Raw genomic sequence first — 19,262 nt, 5'->3', positions numbered from 1 at the left:
TGCCTTGACCATCACTAATGTAAATACAAAAATACATTTGTTGAAAGTCTATGCGAAGCCGGAGTGCACTGCGCAATGTCCCACGCCATCTTTCTTCACGCCGCGGGTGACGCGCGCTTCGCGCCGTTCAACCTGCGCGAGGGGGCTGCCAGTGAAACCCTGCTGGATGTCGCTGCCGTCGGGCTCTGTGGCAGCGACCTGCACTATTATAAGGATGGCGGCATCGGTTCGGCCGTGATCGCCGCCCCTTTCGTGCCGGGCCACGAGTTCAGCGGCTGGCTGACCGAGGACCTGCCGGAGCTTGGCCTGGCGCGGGGCGCGCTGGTTGCTGTCGATCCGAACCAGGCCTGCGGCCAGTGCCAGCATTGCCGTGACGGCCACCCCAATCTCTGCCCCGAGGTCGTGTTCATCGGCGCGCCACCGCATGATGGCGCGATGACCGAGCGCATCTGGGTGCCGAAATCGCAGATCGTTCCCGTGCCCGAGCGCTTCACGCCGAGCGATGCCGTGATGCTGGAGCCGCTCGGCGTCGCGATCCACGCGGTCGACCTCGCCAAGCCCCGCCTGCTCGAACGCGTCGCGCTGATCGGCTGCGGCCCGATCGGGCTCCTGATCCTGCAGGTGCTCCGAACCGTCGGCGTCGGCGAGGTGCTGGCCTGCGATCCGCAGCCGCATCGGCGCGCGCTGGCGCTCAAGCTCGGCGCTAGCAAGGCTGGCGCCAGCGTTGCCGAGATCGCGGACTGGACGAAGGGCGAGGGCATGCCGCTGGTGATCGAGGCCACCAATGCGCCGGAAGGCTTTCGCGATGCCATTCGCGCCGCGCGCATCGGCGGCCGCGTCGTGCTCGTCGGCATCCCGGATGGCGACAGCTATGTCGTTCCTGCCGCCGAAGCGCGCCGGCGCGGCCTCACCATCAAGTTTTCGCGCCGCATGGGCCATGTCTATCCCCGGGCGATCGAACTCGTGGCGCAGGGCAAGGTCGATGTCGACGCGGTCGTCAGCCACCGCTTTTCGCTTGCCGACGGGCCCGACGCCTTTCGTCGCCACGCCGCCAACGAGCCCGGCATGGTGAAGAGCCTGATCTACCCGCATGGGCCCGCTGATGACGCGCGCTAAAGCATCGGCCCGAAAAGTGGATTGCGGCTTTCGGAAATGCCGATGCAAACACGGAAGGTTAGATCAGCTGACCGGATACGTTATCCGTTCAGATGATCCAGACCTCGTGGAAACATGATGGGCGTCCGACACTGGCGGGGTGGCGCCTGACATGGGCACTATCGGCATCGATCTCGGCACCTCGTCGCTCAAGGCCATCCTGGTCGACGGGCAGCAGCGCGTCGTCGCCGGCACGACGCGCGCGCTCACCGTGCATCGTCCGCAGCCACTCTGGTCGGAGCAGGAGCCGGGCGACTGGGTCGCCGCCGCCTTGGGCGCCTTGCACGACCTCAGGGAGGCTGCTCCGGCTGCCTTTCGTCTCTGCCGGGGCATCGGGCTCTCCGGGCAGATGCATGGCGCGGTTCTCCTGGACGAGGCCGACCGGCCGCTGCGTCCCTGCATCCTCTGGAACGATGGCCGCGCCAGCGCGGAATGCGCCGAGCTCGAGGCGGCCGAACCGGCCTCGCGCGCCATCACCGGCAATATCGCGATGCCGGGCTTCACCGCGCCAAAGCTGCTCTGGGTCCGCCGGCATGAGCCCGGTCTCTTCCGGCGCATCCGGAAGGTCCTCCTGCCGAAAGCCTATCTGCGCCTGGTGCTGACCGGGGAGGCGATCGAGGAGATGTCCGACGCATCAGGCACGCTCTGGCTCGATGTCGGTTCCCGCGACTGGTCGCAGAGGATGCTTGCTGCGACCGGGCTCGACCGCAGCCAGATGCCAGCCCTCGTCGAGGGCTCGCAGCCCGCCGGACGGATGCGCGGGGATCTCGCCCGGGAACTCGGCTTTGATTCTCCGCCGCTCTTTGCCGGAGGGGCGGGCGACAATGCGGCCGGTGCGGTTGGCCTGGGCGCGGTCACTGCCGGGTCGAGTTTCCTGTCCCTTGGCACATCGGGTGTGCTCTGGCGCACCACCGCCGGTTTCGAGCCGCGGGCCGACAGAGCTGTTCATGCCTTCTGCCATGCCTTGCCCGGCCTCTGGCACCAGATGTCGGTCCATCTCTCCGCCGCCGCGAGCCTAAACTGGTGGGCGAATCTGGTCGGAGGCACGGAGGTCGAATTGCTGGCGGCGCTCGGCGAGATGGTCACGGCGCCATCACTGGCGCTGTTCACGCCTTACCTCTCCGGCGAGCGCACGCCCCATAACGACCCGCAGATGCGCGGCGGTTTCGCCCGCCTCGGTCACGAGACCGGCCGCAACGCCATGACGCAGGCGGTGCTGGAGGGTGTCGCCTTTGCATTCAGGGACGGCAAGGCGGCGCTGGAAAGCGCGGGCGGGCCGATCACCGAGGCCGTGGTCATTGGCGGCGGCGCGCGCTCGGGCCTGTGGCTCTCCATCCTCGCCAGCGTCCTGGACATGAGATTGCATCGCTATCCCCAGGCCGAGACCGGCGCCGCCTTCGGGGCGGCGCGGCTCGCCCGCCTGGCCTGCACCGGCGAGAACCCCGCCGAAATCTGTACCCAACCCCTGGGTAGCCCAGAGATCTTCAATCCGCAGCGGGAACTCGTTGCGGCCTATCGGGAGCGCTACGACGATTGGCAGAGCGCCGCAGAATTCAGCCGCGCGATGCATTAGAAGCCACGGCGCCATTTGACAGAAAGGCGAGCGGATGCTCTTGATCGGAGCATCCGTTCAAGATTGTTGCTGTCTCATGGCTCCACATCCCCGCTTCGACCTCATCATCCTCGACTGCGACGGCGTGCTCGTCGACAGCGAGACGATCAGCTGCCGCACCCTGGTCGATATTCTCTCGCCACTGGACCCGGATTATGATCTGGAAGCGGTGATGCGGCGCTATCTCGGGCGGCCCGCCAGCGCAGTCATCGAGGATTATGAGCGCATGACCGGCCGGCCGGCTCCGGAGAGTTTCAGGCGGGACTGGCGGGCGCGGCTCTTCTCCGCCTTCAGCGCGGCGCTGCAGCCCGTCGCCGGCGTGCGCGAGGCGGTCGAGGCCTTCGATGTCGACTATTGCGTCGCGTCCTCCAGCGACGAGGAGCGCATCGAGCATTGCCTGCGCAAGGTGGGGCTCTGGGATCTGTTCGAAGGGCGGATCTTCAGCACGACCCGCGTCCAGCGCGGCAAACCCGCGCCCGACCTCTTCCTGCTCGCGGCGCGCGAGCGCGGCGTAGCGCCCGGACGCTGCCTTGTCATCGAGGACAGCGTCAGCGGCGTGCTCGCCGCCAAGGCGGCAGGAATGACCGCCTATGGCCTGACCGCGGGCAGCCATTTCGCGGTGCTGGACCAGCGGCGCGCCCTGGTCGAGGCCGGCGCCGACAGGTTGCTCGGCGCCTGGTGCGAGCTCGCGCTGCCTGCAACGGTGGGCTGACGCGCCATGGCCGATAATGACAGCGCGCGCCTCGACGATGCCGCCCGCGCCGGCTGGCTCTACTACATCGCCGGCCGCACCCAGGACGACATTGCCGGGATCCTGAACATTTCGCGCCCCGCCGCGCAGCGACTGGTTTCGCTGAGCCGCAGCGAGGGGCTGATCAGTTTCCAGATGAACCACCCGATCGGCGCCTGCATGGAGCTCGCGGCGCGGCTGCGCGATCGTTTCGAGCTGCAGCACTGCGAGATCGCGCCCTCCGACGGCTCGGCCGAGACGGCGGCGGCCGGCGTCGCCTCGCTCGGCGGGGTGTTGATCGAGCGCTGGCTGCGCTCGCGCAAATCGCTGGTCATGGCGCTCGGCACTGGTCGCTCGATGCGCGCCAGCATCGAGCGGGTGTCGCCGATGTCCTGCCCGCTGCACCGGCTCGTCTCGCTGGTCGGCACGATCTCGCCGGATGGCTCTGCCAGCCCGTTCGACACGCTGGTCAAGCTCGCCGAGATCACCAAGGCCCAGCATTTCCCGATGCCGCTGCCGCTCTATGTCTCGAGTCCCGAGGAGCGGGCGCAGCTGATCGAGATCGAAGCGATCCGGCGCATCCGTGCCATCGCCGGCGAGGCCGATCTCTGGCTGATGGGCATCAGCCAGATCGGCGAGGATGCCGTGCTTTATCGGGACGGCTTCATGACGCGCAGCGAGCTGCTCGAAATGGTGCGTCACGGCGCAGTCGGCGAGGTCACCGGCTGGGTCTTCGACGGAGAGGGCAGGCTGCTCGACCGCGGCACCAATCTGCGCGTGACCTCCGTGCCGCCGGAGCCCGGCAGCGACCGGCTGCGGATCTGCATCGGGCAGGGCACGGCGAAGGTCGCCCCCCTGCGTGCCGCGCTCAGCGGCCGTCTCGTCAACGGACTCGTCACGGACGAGGATACGGCGCGCGCCCTGCTGGCGCTCTGAGTCCGGCCAGCAGCTCCCTGCGTCCATCGCGTCACTTCCGCTTCGTCCTGATGTCCGGCCCGTGCCCCTGATGGCCGGCGGGCGTCATCGCTTTGTCATCGATGGTTGACATAGAGACGGAGTGTGCGAGCATATGCTTCAATCAAGAGCATATGCTCATATAAACCGACGAGGGAGGCTTTGAATGCGACCTGTCTTTGGTGCGCTCGCTGGTGCGGGCGCGATGCTTCTGGCGGGGTTGTCCTGCGCCCAGGCGGCAACCGAAATCGAGTTCTGGCATGCGATGAGCGGCACGCTCGGCGAACGCGTCGACGAGCTGGTCAAGAAGTTCAACGACTCGCAGAAGGACTATGTCGTCAAGGCGGTCGGCAAGGGCACCTATGACGAGGTCCTGAACGGCACGATCGCCGCCTATCGGGCCAAGCGCCAGCCCGAGATCGTACAGTCGAACGAGCGCTCCTTCCTGACCATGGTCAATTCAGGGGCGATCATCCCGACCAGCGAACTGATGGCCCAGCAGGGCCAGCCGATCGACGTCAAGAAATACATCGCGCCGGTCGTCAGCTACTACGCCATCGACGGCAAGCTCCAGGCGATGCCGTTCAACTCCTCTACGCCGATCCTGTTCTACAACCGCGACCATTTCAAAGCCGCGGGCTTCGACAAGCCGGGCGCGACCTGGCAGGAACTCGAGCCGCAGCTCGAAGCGATCAAGGCCAAGGGCGTGTCGAAATGCGCCATGGTGCTGCCGGGCGACTACGAGTGGAGCTTCCTGGAAAACTACAGCGCCGTGAACGACATCCCGTATGCGACCAAGCGCAACGGCATGGACGGGCTCGACACCAGCTTCGTCTTCAACAAGGGCAAGCTAGTCGGCCAGGTCGAGCGGATGAAGCGTCTGATCGGCCCGGGTGTGATGCAGCTCGCGGGGCAGGGCGTCATTCCGATCCAGCTCTTCACCTCGGGCGAATGCTCGACGATCATCGCCTCGACGGCCTCGCATGCCGCCGTCGTCGCCGCCGCCAAATTCGACTGGAGCGCGGCCGAGATGCCCTTCGAGCAGGGTGTGACGCCTAAGAACAGCGTCATCGGCGGCGCGGCGCTCTGGACCCTGAAGGGGCACACGCCGGAGAAGTACAAGGCGATCGGCGCCTTCTACAATTTCCTGGCCCAGACCGACACGCAGGTCTGGTGGCACCAGGCCACCGGCTATGTGCCGGTCACGGTCGCCGCCTATGACGCCGCCAAGGCGCAGGGCTACTACCAGAAGAACCCGACGCGCGAGATCGCGGTCGTGCAGCTGATGCGCGGCACGCCGAGCGACAATTCGCTGGGCTTCCGCATCGGCAACAGCAACCAGATCAATGTCGCGATCATGGAAGAGGTCTCGGCCGCCTTCCTCGGCCGCAAGCCGGTGCAGCAGGCGCTCGACGATGCCGTCTCACGCGGCAACGAGTCGTTGCGCCGCTACGAGCAGCTCAATGCTGGCAAGAAATAGCGCGGCGGAGCTTCCCGCGGCGGCTGTCGGCGGCTGGCGCTTGCGCTGGCCGCTGCGGCGCCGGGCTGCTCCGGCTTTCTCCGACGGGCAGGCCGAGAGCGGCTTGAAGCGGGCCCATTTCACGGAATGGCGCTTGCCCTTCTGGCTGCTGGCGCCGCAGCTCTTCATCCTCCTGCTGTTCTTCTTCATCCCCTCCGTCAGGGCGCTGATCCAGGCCTTCCAGCTCACCGATCCGTTCGGCGCGACGACGCAATGGGTCGGCTTCCAGAATTTCGAGCGGCTGTTCCGCAGCAGCGTCTACTGGTCCTCGGTCCAGGTCACGGTCGTGTTCACCGTCGCGCAGAACGTGCTGACGCTGTCGCTCGCGCTGCTGCTCGCCTTCGCCTCGAACCACATCCTGCGCGGGCGCGGCGCCTACCGCACCATCCTGCTGCTGCCCTATGCGATCGCGCCCGCGATTGCGGGCATCATGCTCGCCTTCCTGTTCAACCCGCGCGTGGGCCCGGTCGCCCATATGCTGCAGGGGCTCGGCCTCGACTGGGACCCGAACCGCAATTCCTCGCACGCGCTCGCCCTGATCGTCATGGCGGCGTCCTGGAAACACATCTGCTACAACTACATCTTCCTCGTCGCGGCGCTGCTTTCGGTGCCCCACTCGATCCTGGAATCCGCCTATCTCGACGGAGCCGGGCCGATCCAGCGCTTCCTGCGCATCTCGCTGCCGATGATCGCGCCGACGCTGTTCTTCCTGATCGTCATCAATTTCGTCTACGGGCTGTTCGAGACCTTCGCCATCGTCGACGCGACGACGCGTGGCGGCCCGGCCGGAGCGACCTCGATCCTGGTCTACAAGGTCTACCAGGACGGTTTCGTCACGCTCGATCTCGGCTCGTCGGCCGCCCAGTCGGTGATCCTGATGGGGCTGGCCCTGCTCCTCACCTATGCGCAGTTCCGCTTCATCGAGCGGCGCGTGAACTACAGCGTGTAAGGGGAGCGCCTGAGCATGAACGAGCGCACGCCCGTCCTCGACGTCGTCTGCCATCTCATCCTGCTGGTCGGCGCAGCACTCGTCTGCCTGCCGCTTTATTTCGTCTTCGTCACCGGCACGCTGACCCAGCAGGAGGTCATGCGGGTGCCGATGTCCTGGCTGCCTGGCGACGCCTATTTCACCAACCTGCAGACCGTGCTGAGCAGTGCCAATTTCGGCCGACTCCTGCTCAACTCCTTCATCATCGCCAGCGGCATCACCATCGGAAAGCTCTCGGTCTCGGTGATCGCGGCCTTCGCCGTCACCTATTTCCGTTTTCCCTTCCGGCTGACCGTGTTCTGGCTGATCTTCATGTCGCTGATGCTGCCGATCGAGGTCCGCATCGTCCCGACCTATGAATCGGCGGCCAATGTCGCCCTGCCGCTCAACATCCTCGGCTCATGGCTCGGCATGCAGGTTCTGGTCGATCTCGACTGGAACATGGTCAACCGCTATTCCGGCCTGATCCTGCCCTTGATCGCCTCGGCCACCGCGACCTTCCTGTTCCGCCAGTTCTTCCTGACCATTCCGGACGAGCTCTGCGAGGCCGCCCGCATCGACGGCGCCAGCCCCTGGCAGTTCTTCCGCCTGATCCTGCTGCCGCTCTCGCGCTCCAACATCGTCGCGCTCGCGATCATCCTCTTCCTGATGGGCTGGAACCAGTATCTCTGGCCGCTGCTGCTCACCACCGAACCCGCCATGGCCAATGCCGTGATCGGGCTGAAGAAGCTGATGCCGCAGGCCGACTCGCTGCCGACCTGGCATCTCCTGATGAACGCGGCCCTGCTGACGATGCTGCCGCCGACCCTCGTCATCCTTCTCCTTCAGCGCTGGTTCGTGAAGGGACTTGTCGACAGCGGCAAGTAGCGGCCAGCACCATAAAACCAAGGCGACCATCATGCGGATCATCGGACATCGCGGCGCGCGCAATATCTGGGCGGAGAACAGCCTCAGCGGCTTCCGGCAAGTCTGCGACCTCAAGAACGTCTGCGACCTCAAGGTCGACGCGGTCGAACTCGATGTGCATCTCTCCGCCGATGGCGAGATCATGGTGATCCATGATCCGCTGCTCGAGCGCACCACGGACCATAAGGGGCCGGTCGCCGGGCTCTCCCGCGAGGCGCTGCGCAAGGTTCGGCTCAACGACACGCTGGGCGAGACGATCCCGACCTTGGCGGCCGTGCTCGACGTCTTCGCGCCGACCGGCATCGAGCTCGAGATCGAGATGAAGATGGATGCGCTCGGCAATCCCTATCCCGGTCTGCTGGAGAAGGTCATCGCGCTGGTCGAGGCCAGGGGCATGGCCGCGCGCGTCGTCCTGACCTGCTTCGTTCCGGAGGTCATCCAGGAGATCAAGGAAAAGGCGCCGCATATGCGCCGCCTCGCTTCGGTCGATCGTCGCTCCTGCGAAGCCTTCGGCGGCGTCGATGCCACCTTGCGGCGCTTCGTCGATCTCGGCTGCATCATCGCGGTCGAACAGTCGCTGCTGCGTCTTGCGCTTGATCGGGCGCTGGGCATCGTCGGGCGCGAGAAACTCGGCGTCTGGGTGCCGAACACCCTGCGCGAGCTTGATTACTGGCTGGGGCAGCCGATCGCGCAGATCACCAGCGATCGGCCCGATCTCGCCCTGCAGCTGCTGGCCGCGAAGGCTGGGTGAGGCGATGGCCGTCACTCTGTCGCAGGCCCGGCTCGGCGAAATCGGCAGCACGGTGTCCCAGCCGAGCTATCGCGCGCAGGATCTCAGCGCCGGCATCGTCCATTTCGGTGTCGGCAATTTTCACCGCGCGCATCAGGCCTGCTATCTCGACGAACTCTTCGAGAGCGGGCTCGATCGCGACTGGGCGATCATCGGCACCGGCGTGCAGGAGGGCGACGCCGCCATGGGGCGCGATCTCGCCGCGCAGGATTTCCTGACCACGGTCGTCGCGCAGGAAGCGACCTCGGCGCAGGCGCGGATCACCGGCGCGATGATCGATTTCATCGCTCCCGGCGACAGGGCAGGGCTGCTCGCTCGCCTCGTCGATGCCCGTACGCGGATCGTCTCGCTCACCGTCACCGAGGGCGGCTACTACGTCGACCCGGCAACGCAGTCCTTCGACGCGAACCATGCAGACATCATTGCCGATGCTGCAGACCGTCTCGCCTGTCCAAAGACCGCCTTCGGGTTGATCGCGGCTGCCCTGCTGCAGCGCCGCGCCGCCGGCCTTGCACCCTTCACGGTGATGTCCTGCGACAACCTGCCGGGCAACGGCCATGTCACGGAAAATGCCGTCTCCGGGCTCGTGGAACTGATTGACCGTTCGGACGCGCGCTGGATCCGCGAGAGCGTCGCCTTTCCCAACGGGATGGTCGACCGGATCACGCCCGCGACTTCGGAGCGTGAGCGCGCGGCCTTGCGCGGCGATTTCGGCATCGACGACCGGCGCCCGGTTTTTTGCGAGGGCTTTCGGCAATGGGTGCTGGAGGATCGCTTCCCCGCCGGGCGGCCCCGGCTCGAACAGGTCGGCGTCGAATTCGTCGCCGATGTCGCGCCCTTCGAGCTGATGAAGATCCGCATCCTGAATGGCGGGCACGCGGCGATCGCCTATCCCGCCGGCCTGCTCGATATCCATTTCGTGCATGAAGCGATGGAGGATCCGCAGATTGCGCGCTTTCTCCGGACCCTGCTCGAGGACGAGATCATTCCACTCGTGCCGCCGGTGCCCAACACTGATCTTGCGACCTATCGGCGGACGATCGAGCGGCGCTTCGCCAATCCGAAGATCGGTGACACGATCCGCCGGCTTTGCCTGGACGGATCGAACCGCCAGCCAAAGTTCATCCTGCCGACGCTACGCGATGCGCTGGGGGCAGGTCGCCCCATCGACGGCCTCGCGCTCGTCTCAGCGCTGTGGTGCCGCTATTGCTATGGCGAAACCGAAAGCGGAAAGCCGATCGCGCCGAACGATCCGAGCTGGCCAAGGCTGACCGAGCAGGCCCGCAAGGCCAGAACCCGGCCGGACGCCTGGCTCGAGATGCGGGGTGTCTATGGCGATCTGGCGGATGACCCGCGCTTCCGGGAGGCCTTCGGCCAGGCCCTGCAACGCCTCTGGCGCCTCGGCACGCGGGCGAGCCTCGATCACTATCAGGCGATGCGAGCGCCCAATCCCTGAGCTTCAACGCGCCCTTGTAGCGTGTCAGCCGGACGCGGGCGGCACGCGCCGGCCTCCCGCCCTGGAGATGCTGCCGATATCGTCGATCTCGCCGGATTGATGGCGCGCCGCGGCCATACCCGAGATCGCGGGAGCGCATGTGGTCAGCATCAGCCGAGCTTGATGTCCAGCAGGCTTTCGATGGTCTTGATCCCGGTCTCGGCCTGGAGCCTCTCGTCGATTTCCTCTGCGCTGAGGCACCCTTCAAGCCAGAGCCCGTCGATCACGGCGTTGAGCGCGATGCTGAGGCGTTGCCGCTCGGATGGGCCTGGATTGCGTTGCTCGGCCGTCAGCACTTCGCCGATCAAGTGGTCGCAGGCGCGCCGGTAGGCGAGATATTTGTCGCGATGCACCTCGGCGAAGGCAGGGTTGATCGGGACCTGGCTGATGAAGGTCGCCCATAGCGACAGGACGCGCGGGGCGGCGACGGGCCCGCTGATGCTGGCGAGGATGAACCGGCGCAGCTTCTCGTGCGCGCTGCCCTCCGTTTCGATGATCGCGAGAGGCGGTCCCGTGATGATCTCGATCGTCCGACGGTACGCTTCGACCATCAGATTGTCCTTCGACGCGAAGTGGTGACGAATCAGGCCGTTGCTGACGCCGGCATGGGCAGCCACCGCACGCACCGTCGTGCCCTGGACGCCAAGCTCCGCGATGCAGTCGAGCGCGGCTTCGATCAGGTCGGCGCGCCGGTTGAAGTCAGGGGTGCGCCTGAATGAGGCCGTCATCACTTTGCCTCCGATGCAGTCAGGGTCGGTATGTCGGTTTTATGCGTTTGCATAATTGCTATACATCCGCATAGTCCCGCGCCACAAGACCAGACACGACACAGAACGCGACGCCACGGCAGACACAGCGCTTGACCCACCACTCGACACAATTGAGCGAACGCTCCAGGGGGACGGTCCTCGTCCTGGCGGCGACGATCTGCTGGAGCGCCAGCGGGCTCTATTCGCGCCTGCTGACCACCGATGTCTGGACGGCGATCGGATGGCGGTCCTTGTTTGCGGGGCTCTTCCTGATCGGGCCCTTGCTCATGCTCGGCGGCGGACTGTCCCGTCGGCACTGGCGGGCGGTCGTGCAGCCGGCCGGTTTGGCCATGATCGCCTGCCAGACGATCAGCCAGGCGAGCTTCATCGGCGCCTATTATACGACCAGCGTCGCCAACGTCGCCGCGATCTATGCAACCGCACCGTTCATTGCCGCGCTCCTGGGCTGGCTGCTCCTGAAGGAGCGCGCCTCCTGGCGTACGCTGGCGACAGGCTTGGTATGTCTGATCGGGGTCGGCATCATCATGGCCTCGTCGATCGGCGGAGGCAGGGTCGTGGGCGACCTGCTTGCCCTCGTCATGACGGCCTCGTTCGCCATGGTCATCGTGCTGCCAAGGCTGAACCCGGACCTGCCGGCGCTGCCGCCCATCATCGTCAGCGCCCTGCTGACCTTCGTGCTGTTTGCCCCATTCGGCTCGGCAGGTTCGCTCGACCTGCATAACTGGGTCGTGCTCGCGGCCTTCGGCGCCACGAATTTCTCGATCGCGCTGGTGCTGTTCATCATGGGCGCACGTCACCTGCCGCCGGCCGAGGCGGCGCTCATCGGGACGACGGAGATCGTGATGACACCCTTGTGGGTCTGGCTCCTGCTGGCCGAGAAACCGCCGGTTGCCACGGTTATCGGGGGCGCGGTCATCTTCGCAGCGGTTGTCTGCCATACCGCGGTCGAATTGACGCGGTCCCGCCGAAAGACCAGCTCCTGAAGCGAAATCGGGCCAGCCCGGTCGTTCAGGTCGGCTCGAAACGCCGGGTCTGGCTGCTCTTGCGGATCGGGCCCCTGATCATCCCGAGGCCGTGGAATATCCGGTGATCAGCAAGCCCGATCGGCGGGCCATAAACCAACACGGATTTTTGTTTGACCGGGCGGGGATGCGTGGTCGGATATGGCAGACCCTGTCGTCCGGGAATGGGCAGAAACGGGATGCATTGCGGCGCTCGATCGCGGGCGCGCTGGAGGATGATCGGACAGGCACAATTCATGCTTGGCGGGGATTGCAGCAGGGGAGGCCGGGATGACGAAAGCCACCTACGCAGACTGGATGGCAGTGCTGGAGCGCATGGAGCGAACCCAGCGCGAGCACTATCTCGCAGGCCATGACGATGATGGCGACGCCATGGGCAAGCAGATCGAGCAATGGATTCTGGCCGGCCGGGCCCAGGGCTATTGCGTGCGGGACGGCAGGCCACTGACGGACACGCGACACCCTCCGCAGACAAGCCTGGCCGGCGAGATACAGCGCCAGGCGGGGCAACACCGGTCGTCAAAGCACTGAGCCTCGCGGGCGCGGAGCGCGCTGCTGCAACAGGAGGCCACGCGGCGAATGGGCGTCCGCTGTGCGCAAGGCAGCCCTGGAAGGTCAGGGAAATCCCATGCAACGCGTCGCCTCCTGCACATGCGGCCAGCTGAGCATCACTGTCGAAGGCGAGCCGCGTGGGGTCGGGCTGTGCCATTGCCTGGCATGTCAGAGCAGAACGGGAAGCGCTTTTGCCTATCTGGCCAGCTTTGCCGGCCCCTACACGGTGTCCGGGCGGGCTTCCGAATATGTTCGTACCGGCGACCAGGGAGCGGCGTTCATATTCCGCTTCTGTCCGGTCTGCGGGAGCAATCTCTTCCACAGCGAGGAGGGGGTGACCGGGTCGGTATCGGTTGCTGTCGGCGCCTTCGGCGACCCGGATTTCCCGCTGCCCGAGATGTCCGTCTACGACATCCGGCGGCATGGATGGGTTGCGCTGCCCTCCGGTATCAAGGCGTTTCCGCGAGACCCGGACTGAGCGGTCGGATACCGGCCCCGCGCCTCCCGGATTGCAGTCTCAATCGGAAGCTTTGCGAAATTCCGTGCCGTTGAGCACCTCCGCCAGAAGCCGCGTTCCCAGATCGGCTTCCGCCTCGGAAAGCCCGGAGAATCCGAGCAGCAATCTCGATGTATCGGAGGATGCGACGTTCATCCGGGACAGCGGCATGACGACGACGCCCTTCGCCAAGGCGGCCGCGGAGACAGCCCTGTCGCTGCTCCAGGTCCCCGTGCTGCGTGCGGTGAGATTGATGCCCTGATCGGGAACGACGACGGCGAGATGCTCGCTGGTGCGGTCCCTCAGGAGGCCCGTCAGCAGATCCCGCGAAGCGCGCAGTCGCTCCCTGAGGCGGCGCAGATGCGCTGGAAAATAGCCCTCATTGAGAAAATCGGCGACGACGCGTTGCTGGAAGGTCGGCGGGCAGCGGTCAAGCGCCGGGCGCACTGCCCGGAACACCGGCACCAGATCGGCCGGGACCACGAGATAGCCAAGGCGCAGGCTCGGCAGCAGGGCTTTGCTGAAGGTGCCGGTATAGAGGACGCGGTTGGCCTGATCGAGGCCTTGCAGCGATGCGATCGGGTGTCCGTCATAGCGAAATTCGCTGTCGTAATCGTCCTCGACGATCCAGCTTCCATGCTCCCTTGCATAGGCGAGAAGCTCCAGCCGCCGCGGCAGGGACAGAACGGAGCCGACCGGATATTGGTTTGACGGCGTCACATAGAACAGCGCCGGTGGCTGCAGCGAGCCGCTCGCCAGTCCCTCCGTCACGACCCCCTCGTGATCCACGGGCAGGCCGACGATCTGCGCGCCATTGAGCGTCAGGCATTGTCTGGCCGGCGGATAACACGGGTCCTCGACAACGACGCTGTCGCCAGGCGAGGCCAATACGCGAAAGGCGAGATCGAGCGCCTGCTGCGTTCCGGCCGTGATGAACAGCTGATCGGGCGTACATCGCACCCCCCTCGAAACGGCCAGGTGAGCGGCGATCGCGGCCCGAAGCTCGGGCTCCCCCTGAATGTCGCCGTAGCCTTCAAAGGCGTAGTTCATGTGCCGGCCGGCAATGCGGCTCAGGAGGCCGGCGGTCCGCTCATCATGGGCGATCCGGCCGGTCACGAACGGCAGGGGCTTTTGGGGTTCGAGGCTGGGTCCGCAGGTCAGAACCCGCGTGACCGCCTGCGAGAGCGTGCGGCGGGTCGCGTGAGCCGCTGGCTCCTTGCGTTCACCGGCTCTCAAAAGCCCATCCGGAACGCCTGCAGAAATATAGGTGCCCGACCCGTGGCGGGCGATGGCATAGCCTTCTGCGATCAGGATCTCGTAGGCCTCGGCAATGGTGCCGCGCGACAGCTTCCATTCCTGCGACGCCAGGCGGGTCGAGGGCAGGCGCTGGCCTGTGTCCAGCCGGCCGTCGGCAATCGCACCGCGCAGGGCAAGGTAGAGCTGCCGCGCCAGGGATGCCGGGGAGGATGGGTCGATACCCGGCTGAAAGCGAGCCGATGGGCTTTCCCTGCGCCGCGTCAGAGTCATCAAGCCTCCCATTCAAGTGGCTCGCCAAGTGGCTCAAGGCGGAATCGTATAGTGGCTCTGTAAATTGAATCAATAATGCACTCTGATCGAGCCACTTTCGGATTGCCGCCGCGGGCCAGCGGGGGGACGCAGGGCTGGAGAGGCAGGCGCCACGCCGACTGGAGGCCGTCTTCGCCCATCACGGCTTCGCGGTCGGTTTCTGCTTCTGCAAAGCGAATTGCCTGGAGTTCCTGATGTCGATGTCTTCGCCCCGATTGCGGATTGCCGTGCTGTTCGGCGGACGCTCCGCCGAGCATGACGTGTCCGTGCTGTCGGCCACCAATGTGATGAATGCCCTGGAGCCCGCGAAATACGATGCGGTTCCGATTTTCGTGACGCGCGAAGGGCAATGGCTGCTGAGCCGCTTGGAGGATGGCGTGCTCGCCAAACCCGAAAGCGGTACGCAGATCTCCCTCGTCCCGGGCGGCCGCGGGCGAATGATCGCGATCGAGGCCGGCGGCAGGATGGTCGATGCCGGGACGATCGACATCCTGTTCCCGGTCCTGCACGGGCTCTACGGTGAGGACGGTTCGATACAGGGGCTTGCGGAAGTCGCGCGCGTGCCGCTCGCAGGCTGCGGCATCCTCGGCTCTGCGGCGGCACTGGACAAGGACATCGCCAAGCGCTTGCTGCGAGTGGCCGGCCTTCCGGTCGCCCGATCGGTGACCATCAGCGACGATGCTGCACCTGACCTTCTGGCCCTGGAGCGCGAGCTTGGGCTGCCGCTCTTCGTCAAGCCGGCCCGGCAGGGCTCCTCGATCGGCGTCAGAAAGGTCTCCGGAAGCCAGGAGTTCGGGCCGGCGCTGAGCGAAGGGTTCCGGCATGACCGCAAGCTGCTTGCCGAAGAGTTCATCCAGGGGCGCGAGATCGAATTCAGTGTGTTGGAAGATGAAAGGGGCGGGTTGTTCGTGTCCCGGCCCGGAGAGATCGTTCCGGCCGAGAGCCATGGCTTCTACAGCTACGACGCCAAATATATTGACGAGAACGGTGCGGCATTGAAGGTGCCGGCGGAGTTGCCGCCAGAGGTCGAGGCGCAGATGCGGGAGATGGCCGCCAGGGCGTTCAGGGCTCTCGGCTGTGATGGCATGGCACGCGTCGATTTCTTCCTGACGGCGGATATGCAGTGCCTCGTGAACGAGGTGAACACGATTCCGGGCTTCACCAATATCAGCATGTATTCCAAGGCGATGGCCGCCAGCGGCGTGAGCTATGCCGAAATCCTCGATCGTCTCGTGTCGCATGGCCTGGCTCGCGCCGGTCGGGCTGGCTGACTCCGACCGTGAAAGGATCGAGGCGGCCGGGGCCCGCAAGCGGTCGGCGGGTCTCTTGCGTTGACGGGGACGAACCAGCGTCGCTTCCTGCTAGGAATGGGGGAGATCGGGGCGGGACGCGGATCGGTGACGCATGGGTGTTGAGCTGCGCGAAATCACCGCCGCGACCGTTCGATCGATCTGCGGTCTGGAGGTCGCCGACGAACAGCGCGCCTATGTCGCGCCGGTGGCTGTATCGATCGCGCAGGCCCATTTCGAGCCGACCTCGATGTTTCGAGCGGTCTATGCGGACGACGAGCCCGTGGGCTTCATCCTGTGGCGCAGTGAGGAACGGCCGAAATCGGCCTATCTCTGGCGCTTCATGATCGACAGGCAGCACCAAGGGAAGGGCTACGCTCGGGCCGCGATCGAGCGGGCCTGTACGGAAAGGCGTGCGCTCGGCTTCGACAAGGTGACGACCAGCATTGTTCGAGGCCAGCACAGCCCGTTGGGCTTCTACCTGTCGGTCGGATTTACTGAGGCGAATGAAACCACGCGCAGTGGCGAATGGGTGCTTCGCAAGACACTCTAGGCGCTCAAGGCGCTGGCATCGGATCGCCGCCGACTGGCCCGCCGCGCAGCCTCGGAAGTGAAGTCGCGGATCGGTATCGCGGCCGACAATCTGCCGAGAAGCTCGGCTTCCATTCGCCTGGCCTCACCAGGACCTTCGGCTCGGCCATCGCAGCCGGCCGCCTGCTCGCAGGGAACCGGAGAGACGCCTCCTCGTTTCCCCGTGGTCCGCCGGGATTCCCACGAACTGGCCCGCCATCCCGAAGGAGATTGTGGGCCTTTTTCGTTAACCTTCACACGATAACTTCCTCAATCGATGGAACCGATCGGGGAAATGGGAATTTCCCTTCCGTCATGCTACATTGAATGGGCGGCGTCGTCGTCCTGGCAACGAGGGATAACCGATATGAAAACCATACTGGTTCTGGCCGTTTCTGTGGGGCTGATGGGCATTGGTGGCTGCGCCGCCGATATGTACGGCAAGGGCAAGGGCAAAGCCCCGCCGCCGGTGGCTTCGCCGATCGTGACCAAGGGCTGAGGCTCGAAACCAGCGACCCTCGGGTCGCCCGAGTTTGCCCGCTGCTCCGAAAGGGGCGGCGGGTCTTTTTTGTCTGCATGTGCCGGTCCTGCCGCGGATCGGCCCGACCTGCCGGTACAGCGAGCCGCGCGTGGCACAAGCTGCCGAACGGTCGAGCGCCTCATCCCCTGGTGTTGACGATAATCGAGGGTGGGGTGGATGATCGGCCGCCGACCGCGCGATCCGAACTGCTGGCATCGACACCTTGCCGTTCAGCGTACCTGGCCTGTCATAGAGGATTGAAGCCAGATGTTGCGAATGTCCATTGTGGTCATTGCGGCGCTGCTCGTGACAGGCGTCGTCGCATTCGAAGATGTCGATGGCAGTTTGGCCAAGCTGGAGCCAATAGACCGAGCGACCCTGGTTGGGGCTATCGATCTGCACATGAACGACGGTACTTCGACTAAAATCAGAAATGTCAGGCTTGTGTCTGAGAACGTATACATTTGTGGATGGATCGATTCAAAGAATAGCTTCGGCGCTTATGTGGGATACCGCAGATTTATTCTCCACATGGGCAGCAAAGTATTTTTATACGACGGAAATTTTCACCGAGGTGCCGAGCATCTCGCCGCATCGACCAGACGATTTATTGGCGCGAAGTGCGGGCAGGGGTCGTAATCGCGCGCGATCGTATGGGCGAGGAGGAACGAGCGGGCGGATCAGCCAAACATGCCCGTGGACGAGAAATACAGAGCCCGCTGCGGAGCCGGGAGCATCGCGACGATTTGGCCATGCGTGTCGGTGCTGTCCATGTCCTGCGCCGTCACTGCCCAAAGAAGAGGCCCGGCCCGTCACGGCGCAGCTTCAGCCCGTCGTCCCGAGCAATGGTAGCCGCTCGTTCCCTGGCCTGAGAGGCAGCCCCATAGCGCAGGGAACCGAATGCCCCATCGGAGGTTGCTCGGTCGTGGCGCTGGCCACCGGCAAACAGGAGGAGGGGGCAATGGACGGCATCATCTATCTCGTCGGGTTGATTGTGGTGGTCATGGCCATCCTCTCGTTCCTTGGTCTGCGTTGAGAGGAGGAGAGAATGGCTGTTTTTCCTACCGAAACCGATGTCTCGATTGCGGTCGCGCCGGCTCCGTCCTCCTATCTGGAATGGGCCCCCATTCTGGCAGGAGCGGTGCTCGCAGCCGCCATCTCCTCGATCATGACGGCCTTCGGATCGGCGATCGGGCTTTCGCTGGTTTCGGCCGAGCCGTCGCGCAGTTCCTCACTGACCGTGCTCGGCATCGCAGCAGCGTTATGGGCGCTCTGGGGCACCGTCTCGGCCTGCATTGCGGGCGGCTACGTGGCCGGCCGGATGCGGCGGCCTGTTCCCGATGCCACCGCCCACGAACGGGAGATGCGTGACGGGGCGCATGGTCTCCTGGTCTGGGCAACGGGGGTGCTCCTGCTGGCTTTCATCGCGACGTCATCGGCTGTCGGCGCCGGCCGCACAGCTCTTGAGGGCGCGGCAGCCGCAACCTCGGGGGCGACTTCGCTCCTGAAGCTGCAGCAGGATCCGCTCGGCTCGGCCCTCGATGGCATCCTGCGGGCGCCCGGCGCCGGTGCGCCGGTGACTCCCGAAGAGCGCTCTGAGCTGAGCCGGCTGATGGCGACCGCAATGGTGAATGGCACGCTCGATCCGGCGGACCGCGATTATATCGCGACCCGCATGGCAAGCCGTGCCGGGATCGGCAAGCCCGAGGCGGAGAAGCGGGTCGATGATGCGCTGGCAAAGCTGAATCAGGCCAAGGAGACGGCGAAGCAGGCTGCCGAGAAGGCGAGGAAGGTCGGCATCATCTCGGCCTTCCTGACGGCGGCCGTGCTTCTCGTCGGTGCAGCTGCGGGCTGGTTCGGGGCGGTGCTTGGAGGCGGCCATCGTGACGAGCAGCGCGAAATGCCGGGTTGGGGCCGGCGCCGCCTCTGATCCAGGCGTTCCGACAGATCGAAGCTCGCCGGGTTCGGTCTGTCCCTGCATTCAGGCACGATGAAGCGGCCGCCGGGATTGGCGGCCCTTCTGCGTTCTCGGGCCAAGGCTCGGCAATCGCGGCAGCGGAGGGGTTGAGCCTCCCGTTTGGGTTGGACTCAGCCGCCGGTCAGGTCGCGGCTTTGCCGATCGAGCTCCGCATTGTAGCGGCGTAGCGCGAACTGCTCGGTCAGGAGGCCGATCACTTGCAGCGTCTCGCGGCTGTCGACGACGGCGAGCTCCTCGCTCTGCGATGCGCAAACAGCGCCGCAGCTTCACGGATGTTCATCGAGGGTAGCAGGACGTCCTTCTGGTCGCGGGAAGACCTTCTGGCCGTTCAGAACCTGACGGCGAGATTG

General features: G+C 65.4%; 20 protein-coding genes. 17 read left to right on the top strand and 3 right to left on the bottom strand.

Going from position 1 to position 19,262, the window contains the following annotated elements:
- Window positions 1–75 precede the first annotated feature (75 nt).
- The 9 genes from BIWAKO_RS31505 to BIWAKO_RS31465 all read left to right on the top strand — a co-directional run bounded on the left by BIWAKO_RS31505 (window position 76) and on the right by BIWAKO_RS31465 (window position 10,110).
- Window positions 76–1,116, top strand: coding sequence for a zinc-dependent alcohol dehydrogenase (locus tag BIWAKO_RS31505; RefSeq protein WP_069881990.1), 1,041 nt, complete (start codon window positions 76–78; stop codon window positions 1,114–1,116).
- 151 nt (window positions 1,117–1,267) lie between these two features.
- Complete coding sequence (xylB, locus tag BIWAKO_RS31500; protein WP_069881989.1) at window positions 1,268–2,728, top strand: xylulokinase; 1,461 nt, start codon at window positions 1,268–1,270, stop codon at window positions 2,726–2,728.
- A gap of 76 nt (window positions 2,729–2,804) precedes the next feature.
- Window positions 2,805–3,479 carry an HAD family hydrolase gene (locus BIWAKO_RS31495; RefSeq protein WP_069881988.1) on the top strand — a complete coding sequence of 225 codons (675 nt, stop codon included), beginning with the start codon at window positions 2,805–2,807 and terminating at the stop codon, window positions 3,477–3,479.
- A 6-nt stretch (window positions 3,480–3,485) separates the two neighbouring features.
- Window positions 3,486–4,433 (top strand): sugar-binding transcriptional regulator, encoded by a 948-nt coding sequence (locus BIWAKO_RS31490; protein WP_069881987.1) that lies wholly within the window; start codon window positions 3,486–3,488, stop codon window positions 4,431–4,433.
- A 184-nt stretch (window positions 4,434–4,617) separates the two neighbouring features.
- Window positions 4,618–5,931, top strand: a complete 1,314-nt coding sequence (locus tag BIWAKO_RS31485) for an extracellular solute-binding protein (RefSeq protein ID WP_113517495.1) — start codon at window positions 4,618–4,620, stop codon at window positions 5,929–5,931.
- A complete protein-coding gene (locus BIWAKO_RS31480; RefSeq protein WP_084652084.1) occupies window positions 5,915–6,919 on the top strand; it encodes an ABC transporter permease subunit in 1,005 nt (334 codons plus the stop codon). The genes BIWAKO_RS31485 and BIWAKO_RS31480 overlap by 17 nt, the downstream gene beginning before the upstream one ends.
- A gap of 15 nt (window positions 6,920–6,934) precedes the next feature.
- Window positions 6,935–7,825 carry a sn-glycerol-3-phosphate ABC transporter permease UgpE gene (ugpE, locus tag BIWAKO_RS31475; RefSeq protein WP_069881986.1) on the top strand — a complete coding sequence of 297 codons (891 nt, stop codon included), beginning with the start codon at window positions 6,935–6,937 and terminating at the stop codon, window positions 7,823–7,825.
- A gap of 31 nt (window positions 7,826–7,856) precedes the next feature.
- The gene (locus BIWAKO_RS31470; RefSeq protein ID WP_244523607.1) at window positions 7,857–8,615 is read left to right on the top strand and encodes a glycerophosphodiester phosphodiesterase family protein; all 759 of its coding nucleotides are present in this window, start codon (window positions 7,857–7,859) and stop codon (window positions 8,613–8,615) included.
- Window positions 8,616–8,619: 4 nt separating this feature from the next.
- The gene (locus BIWAKO_RS31465; protein WP_069881985.1) at window positions 8,620–10,110 is read left to right on the top strand and encodes a mannitol dehydrogenase family protein; all 1,491 of its coding nucleotides are present in this window, start codon (window positions 8,620–8,622) and stop codon (window positions 10,108–10,110) included.
- Between the two features lie 24 nt (window positions 10,111–10,134).
- Here BIWAKO_RS31465 and BIWAKO_RS37210 read toward each other — a convergent pair whose 3' ends face one another.
- Window positions 10,135–10,260 (bottom strand): hypothetical protein, encoded by a 126-nt coding sequence (locus tag BIWAKO_RS37210; protein ID WP_274533605.1) that lies wholly within the window; start codon window positions 10,258–10,260, stop codon window positions 10,135–10,137.
- The gene (locus tag BIWAKO_RS31460; RefSeq protein WP_069881984.1) at window positions 10,260–10,877 is read right to left on the bottom strand and encodes a TetR family transcriptional regulator C-terminal domain-containing protein; all 618 of its coding nucleotides are present in this window, start codon (window positions 10,875–10,877) and stop codon (window positions 10,260–10,262) included. The genes BIWAKO_RS37210 and BIWAKO_RS31460 overlap by 1 nt, the downstream gene beginning before the upstream one ends.
- A gap of 131 nt (window positions 10,878–11,008) precedes the next feature.
- Here BIWAKO_RS31460 and BIWAKO_RS31455 point away from each other — a divergent pair, with 131 nt between their 5' ends.
- The 3 genes from BIWAKO_RS31455 (at window position 11,009) to BIWAKO_RS31440 (ending at window position 12,971) form a co-directional block, all read left to right on the top strand.
- Window positions 11,009–11,902 carry a DMT family transporter gene (locus BIWAKO_RS31455; protein WP_069881983.1) on the top strand — a complete coding sequence of 298 codons (894 nt, stop codon included), beginning with the start codon at window positions 11,009–11,011 and terminating at the stop codon, window positions 11,900–11,902.
- Window positions 11,903–12,211: 309 nt separating this feature from the next.
- Window positions 12,212–12,472 (top strand): hypothetical protein, encoded by a 261-nt coding sequence (locus BIWAKO_RS31445; protein WP_141740306.1) that lies wholly within the window; start codon window positions 12,212–12,214, stop codon window positions 12,470–12,472.
- A 97-nt stretch (window positions 12,473–12,569) separates the two neighbouring features.
- Window positions 12,570–12,971 (top strand): GFA family protein, encoded by a 402-nt coding sequence (locus tag BIWAKO_RS31440; protein ID WP_069881980.1) that lies wholly within the window; start codon window positions 12,570–12,572, stop codon window positions 12,969–12,971.
- A gap of 39 nt (window positions 12,972–13,010) precedes the next feature.
- Here BIWAKO_RS31440 and pdxR read toward each other — a convergent pair whose 3' ends face one another.
- The gene (pdxR, locus tag BIWAKO_RS31435; protein WP_069882982.1) at window positions 13,011–14,516 is read right to left on the bottom strand and encodes a MocR-like pyridoxine biosynthesis transcription factor PdxR; all 1,506 of its coding nucleotides are present in this window, start codon (window positions 14,514–14,516) and stop codon (window positions 13,011–13,013) included.
- Window positions 14,517–14,749: 233 nt separating this feature from the next.
- Here pdxR and BIWAKO_RS31430 point away from each other — a divergent pair, with 233 nt between their 5' ends.
- From BIWAKO_RS31430 to BIWAKO_RS31415, 5 genes are all read left to right on the top strand, one after another.
- Window positions 14,750–15,826: a D-alanine--D-alanine ligase family protein gene (locus BIWAKO_RS31430; RefSeq protein ID WP_069881979.1), complete on the top strand. Its 1,077-nt coding sequence runs from the start codon at window positions 14,750–14,752 to the stop codon at window positions 15,824–15,826.
- A 133-nt stretch (window positions 15,827–15,959) separates the two neighbouring features.
- Complete coding sequence (locus tag BIWAKO_RS31425; protein WP_069881978.1) at window positions 15,960–16,397, top strand: GNAT family N-acetyltransferase; 438 nt, start codon at window positions 15,960–15,962, stop codon at window positions 16,395–16,397.
- Between the two features lie 384 nt (window positions 16,398–16,781).
- Window positions 16,782–16,913, top strand: a complete 132-nt coding sequence (locus BIWAKO_RS35695; RefSeq protein ID WP_113517473.1) for an ABC transporter — start codon at window positions 16,782–16,784, stop codon at window positions 16,911–16,913.
- 297 nt (window positions 16,914–17,210) lie between these two features.
- The gene (locus BIWAKO_RS31420) at window positions 17,211–17,573 is read left to right on the top strand and encodes a hypothetical protein (RefSeq protein ID WP_069881977.1); all 363 of its coding nucleotides are present in this window, start codon (window positions 17,211–17,213) and stop codon (window positions 17,571–17,573) included.
- A gap of 409 nt (window positions 17,574–17,982) precedes the next feature.
- Window positions 17,983–18,864, top strand: a complete 882-nt coding sequence (locus BIWAKO_RS31415; RefSeq protein WP_069881976.1) for a hypothetical protein — start codon at window positions 17,983–17,985, stop codon at window positions 18,862–18,864.
- Window positions 18,865–19,262: the final 398 nt, after the last annotated feature.

This window comes from Bosea sp. BIWAKO-01 (assembly GCF_001748145.1).
Lineage (GTDB): Bacteria > Pseudomonadota > Alphaproteobacteria > Rhizobiales > Beijerinckiaceae > Allobosea.
The sequence above is the reverse complement of the archived record's forward strand: the minus strand, read 5'-3'. Positions and strand labels throughout refer to the sequence as shown.

Bases quoted from the DNA above. Each gene is read 5' to 3' on its own strand.
- BIWAKO_RS31505 (WP_069881990.1), top strand. From the start codon at position 76: ATGTCCCACGCCATCTTTCTTCACGCCGCGGGTGACGCGCGCTTCGCG.
- xylB (WP_069881989.1), top strand. From the start codon at position 1,268: ATGGGCACTATCGGCATCGATCTCGGCACCTCGTCGCTCAAGGCCATC.
- BIWAKO_RS31495 (WP_069881988.1), top strand. From the start codon at position 2,805: ATGGCTCCACATCCCCGCTTCGACCTCATCATCCTCGACTGCGACGGC.
- BIWAKO_RS31490 (WP_069881987.1), top strand. From the start codon at position 3,486: ATGGCCGATAATGACAGCGCGCGCCTCGACGATGCCGCCCGCGCCGGC.
- BIWAKO_RS31485 (WP_113517495.1), top strand. From the start codon at position 4,618: ATGCGACCTGTCTTTGGTGCGCTCGCTGGTGCGGGCGCGATGCTTCTG.
- BIWAKO_RS31480 (WP_084652084.1), top strand. From the start codon at position 5,915: ATGCTGGCAAGAAATAGCGCGGCGGAGCTTCCCGCGGCGGCTGTCGGC.
- ugpE (WP_069881986.1), top strand. From the start codon at position 6,935: ATGAACGAGCGCACGCCCGTCCTCGACGTCGTCTGCCATCTCATCCTG.
- BIWAKO_RS31470 (WP_244523607.1), top strand. From the start codon at position 7,857: ATGCGGATCATCGGACATCGCGGCGCGCGCAATATCTGGGCGGAGAAC.
- BIWAKO_RS31465 (WP_069881985.1), top strand. From the start codon at position 8,620: ATGGCCGTCACTCTGTCGCAGGCCCGGCTCGGCGAAATCGGCAGCACG.
- BIWAKO_RS37210 (WP_274533605.1), bottom strand. From the start codon at position 10,260: ATGCTGACCACATGCGCTCCCGCGATCTCGGGTATGGCCGCGGCGCGC.
- BIWAKO_RS31460 (WP_069881984.1), bottom strand. From the start codon at position 10,877: ATGACGGCCTCATTCAGGCGCACCCCTGACTTCAACCGGCGCGCCGAC.
- BIWAKO_RS31445 (WP_141740306.1), top strand. From the start codon at position 12,212: ATGACGAAAGCCACCTACGCAGACTGGATGGCAGTGCTGGAGCGCATG.
- BIWAKO_RS31440 (WP_069881980.1), top strand. From the start codon at position 12,570: ATGCAACGCGTCGCCTCCTGCACATGCGGCCAGCTGAGCATCACTGTC.
- pdxR (WP_069882982.1), bottom strand. From the start codon at position 14,516: ATGACTCTGACGCGGCGCAGGGAAAGCCCATCGGCTCGCTTTCAGCCG.
- BIWAKO_RS31430 (WP_069881979.1), top strand. From the start codon at position 14,750: ATGTCGATGTCTTCGCCCCGATTGCGGATTGCCGTGCTGTTCGGCGGA.
- BIWAKO_RS31425 (WP_069881978.1), top strand. From the start codon at position 15,960: ATGGGTGTTGAGCTGCGCGAAATCACCGCCGCGACCGTTCGATCGATC.
- BIWAKO_RS35695 (WP_113517473.1), top strand. From the start codon at position 16,782: ATGAAAACCATACTGGTTCTGGCCGTTTCTGTGGGGCTGATGGGCATT.
- BIWAKO_RS31420 (WP_069881977.1), top strand. From the start codon at position 17,211: ATGTCCATTGTGGTCATTGCGGCGCTGCTCGTGACAGGCGTCGTCGCA.
- BIWAKO_RS31415 (WP_069881976.1), top strand. From the start codon at position 17,983: ATGGCTGTTTTTCCTACCGAAACCGATGTCTCGATTGCGGTCGCGCCG.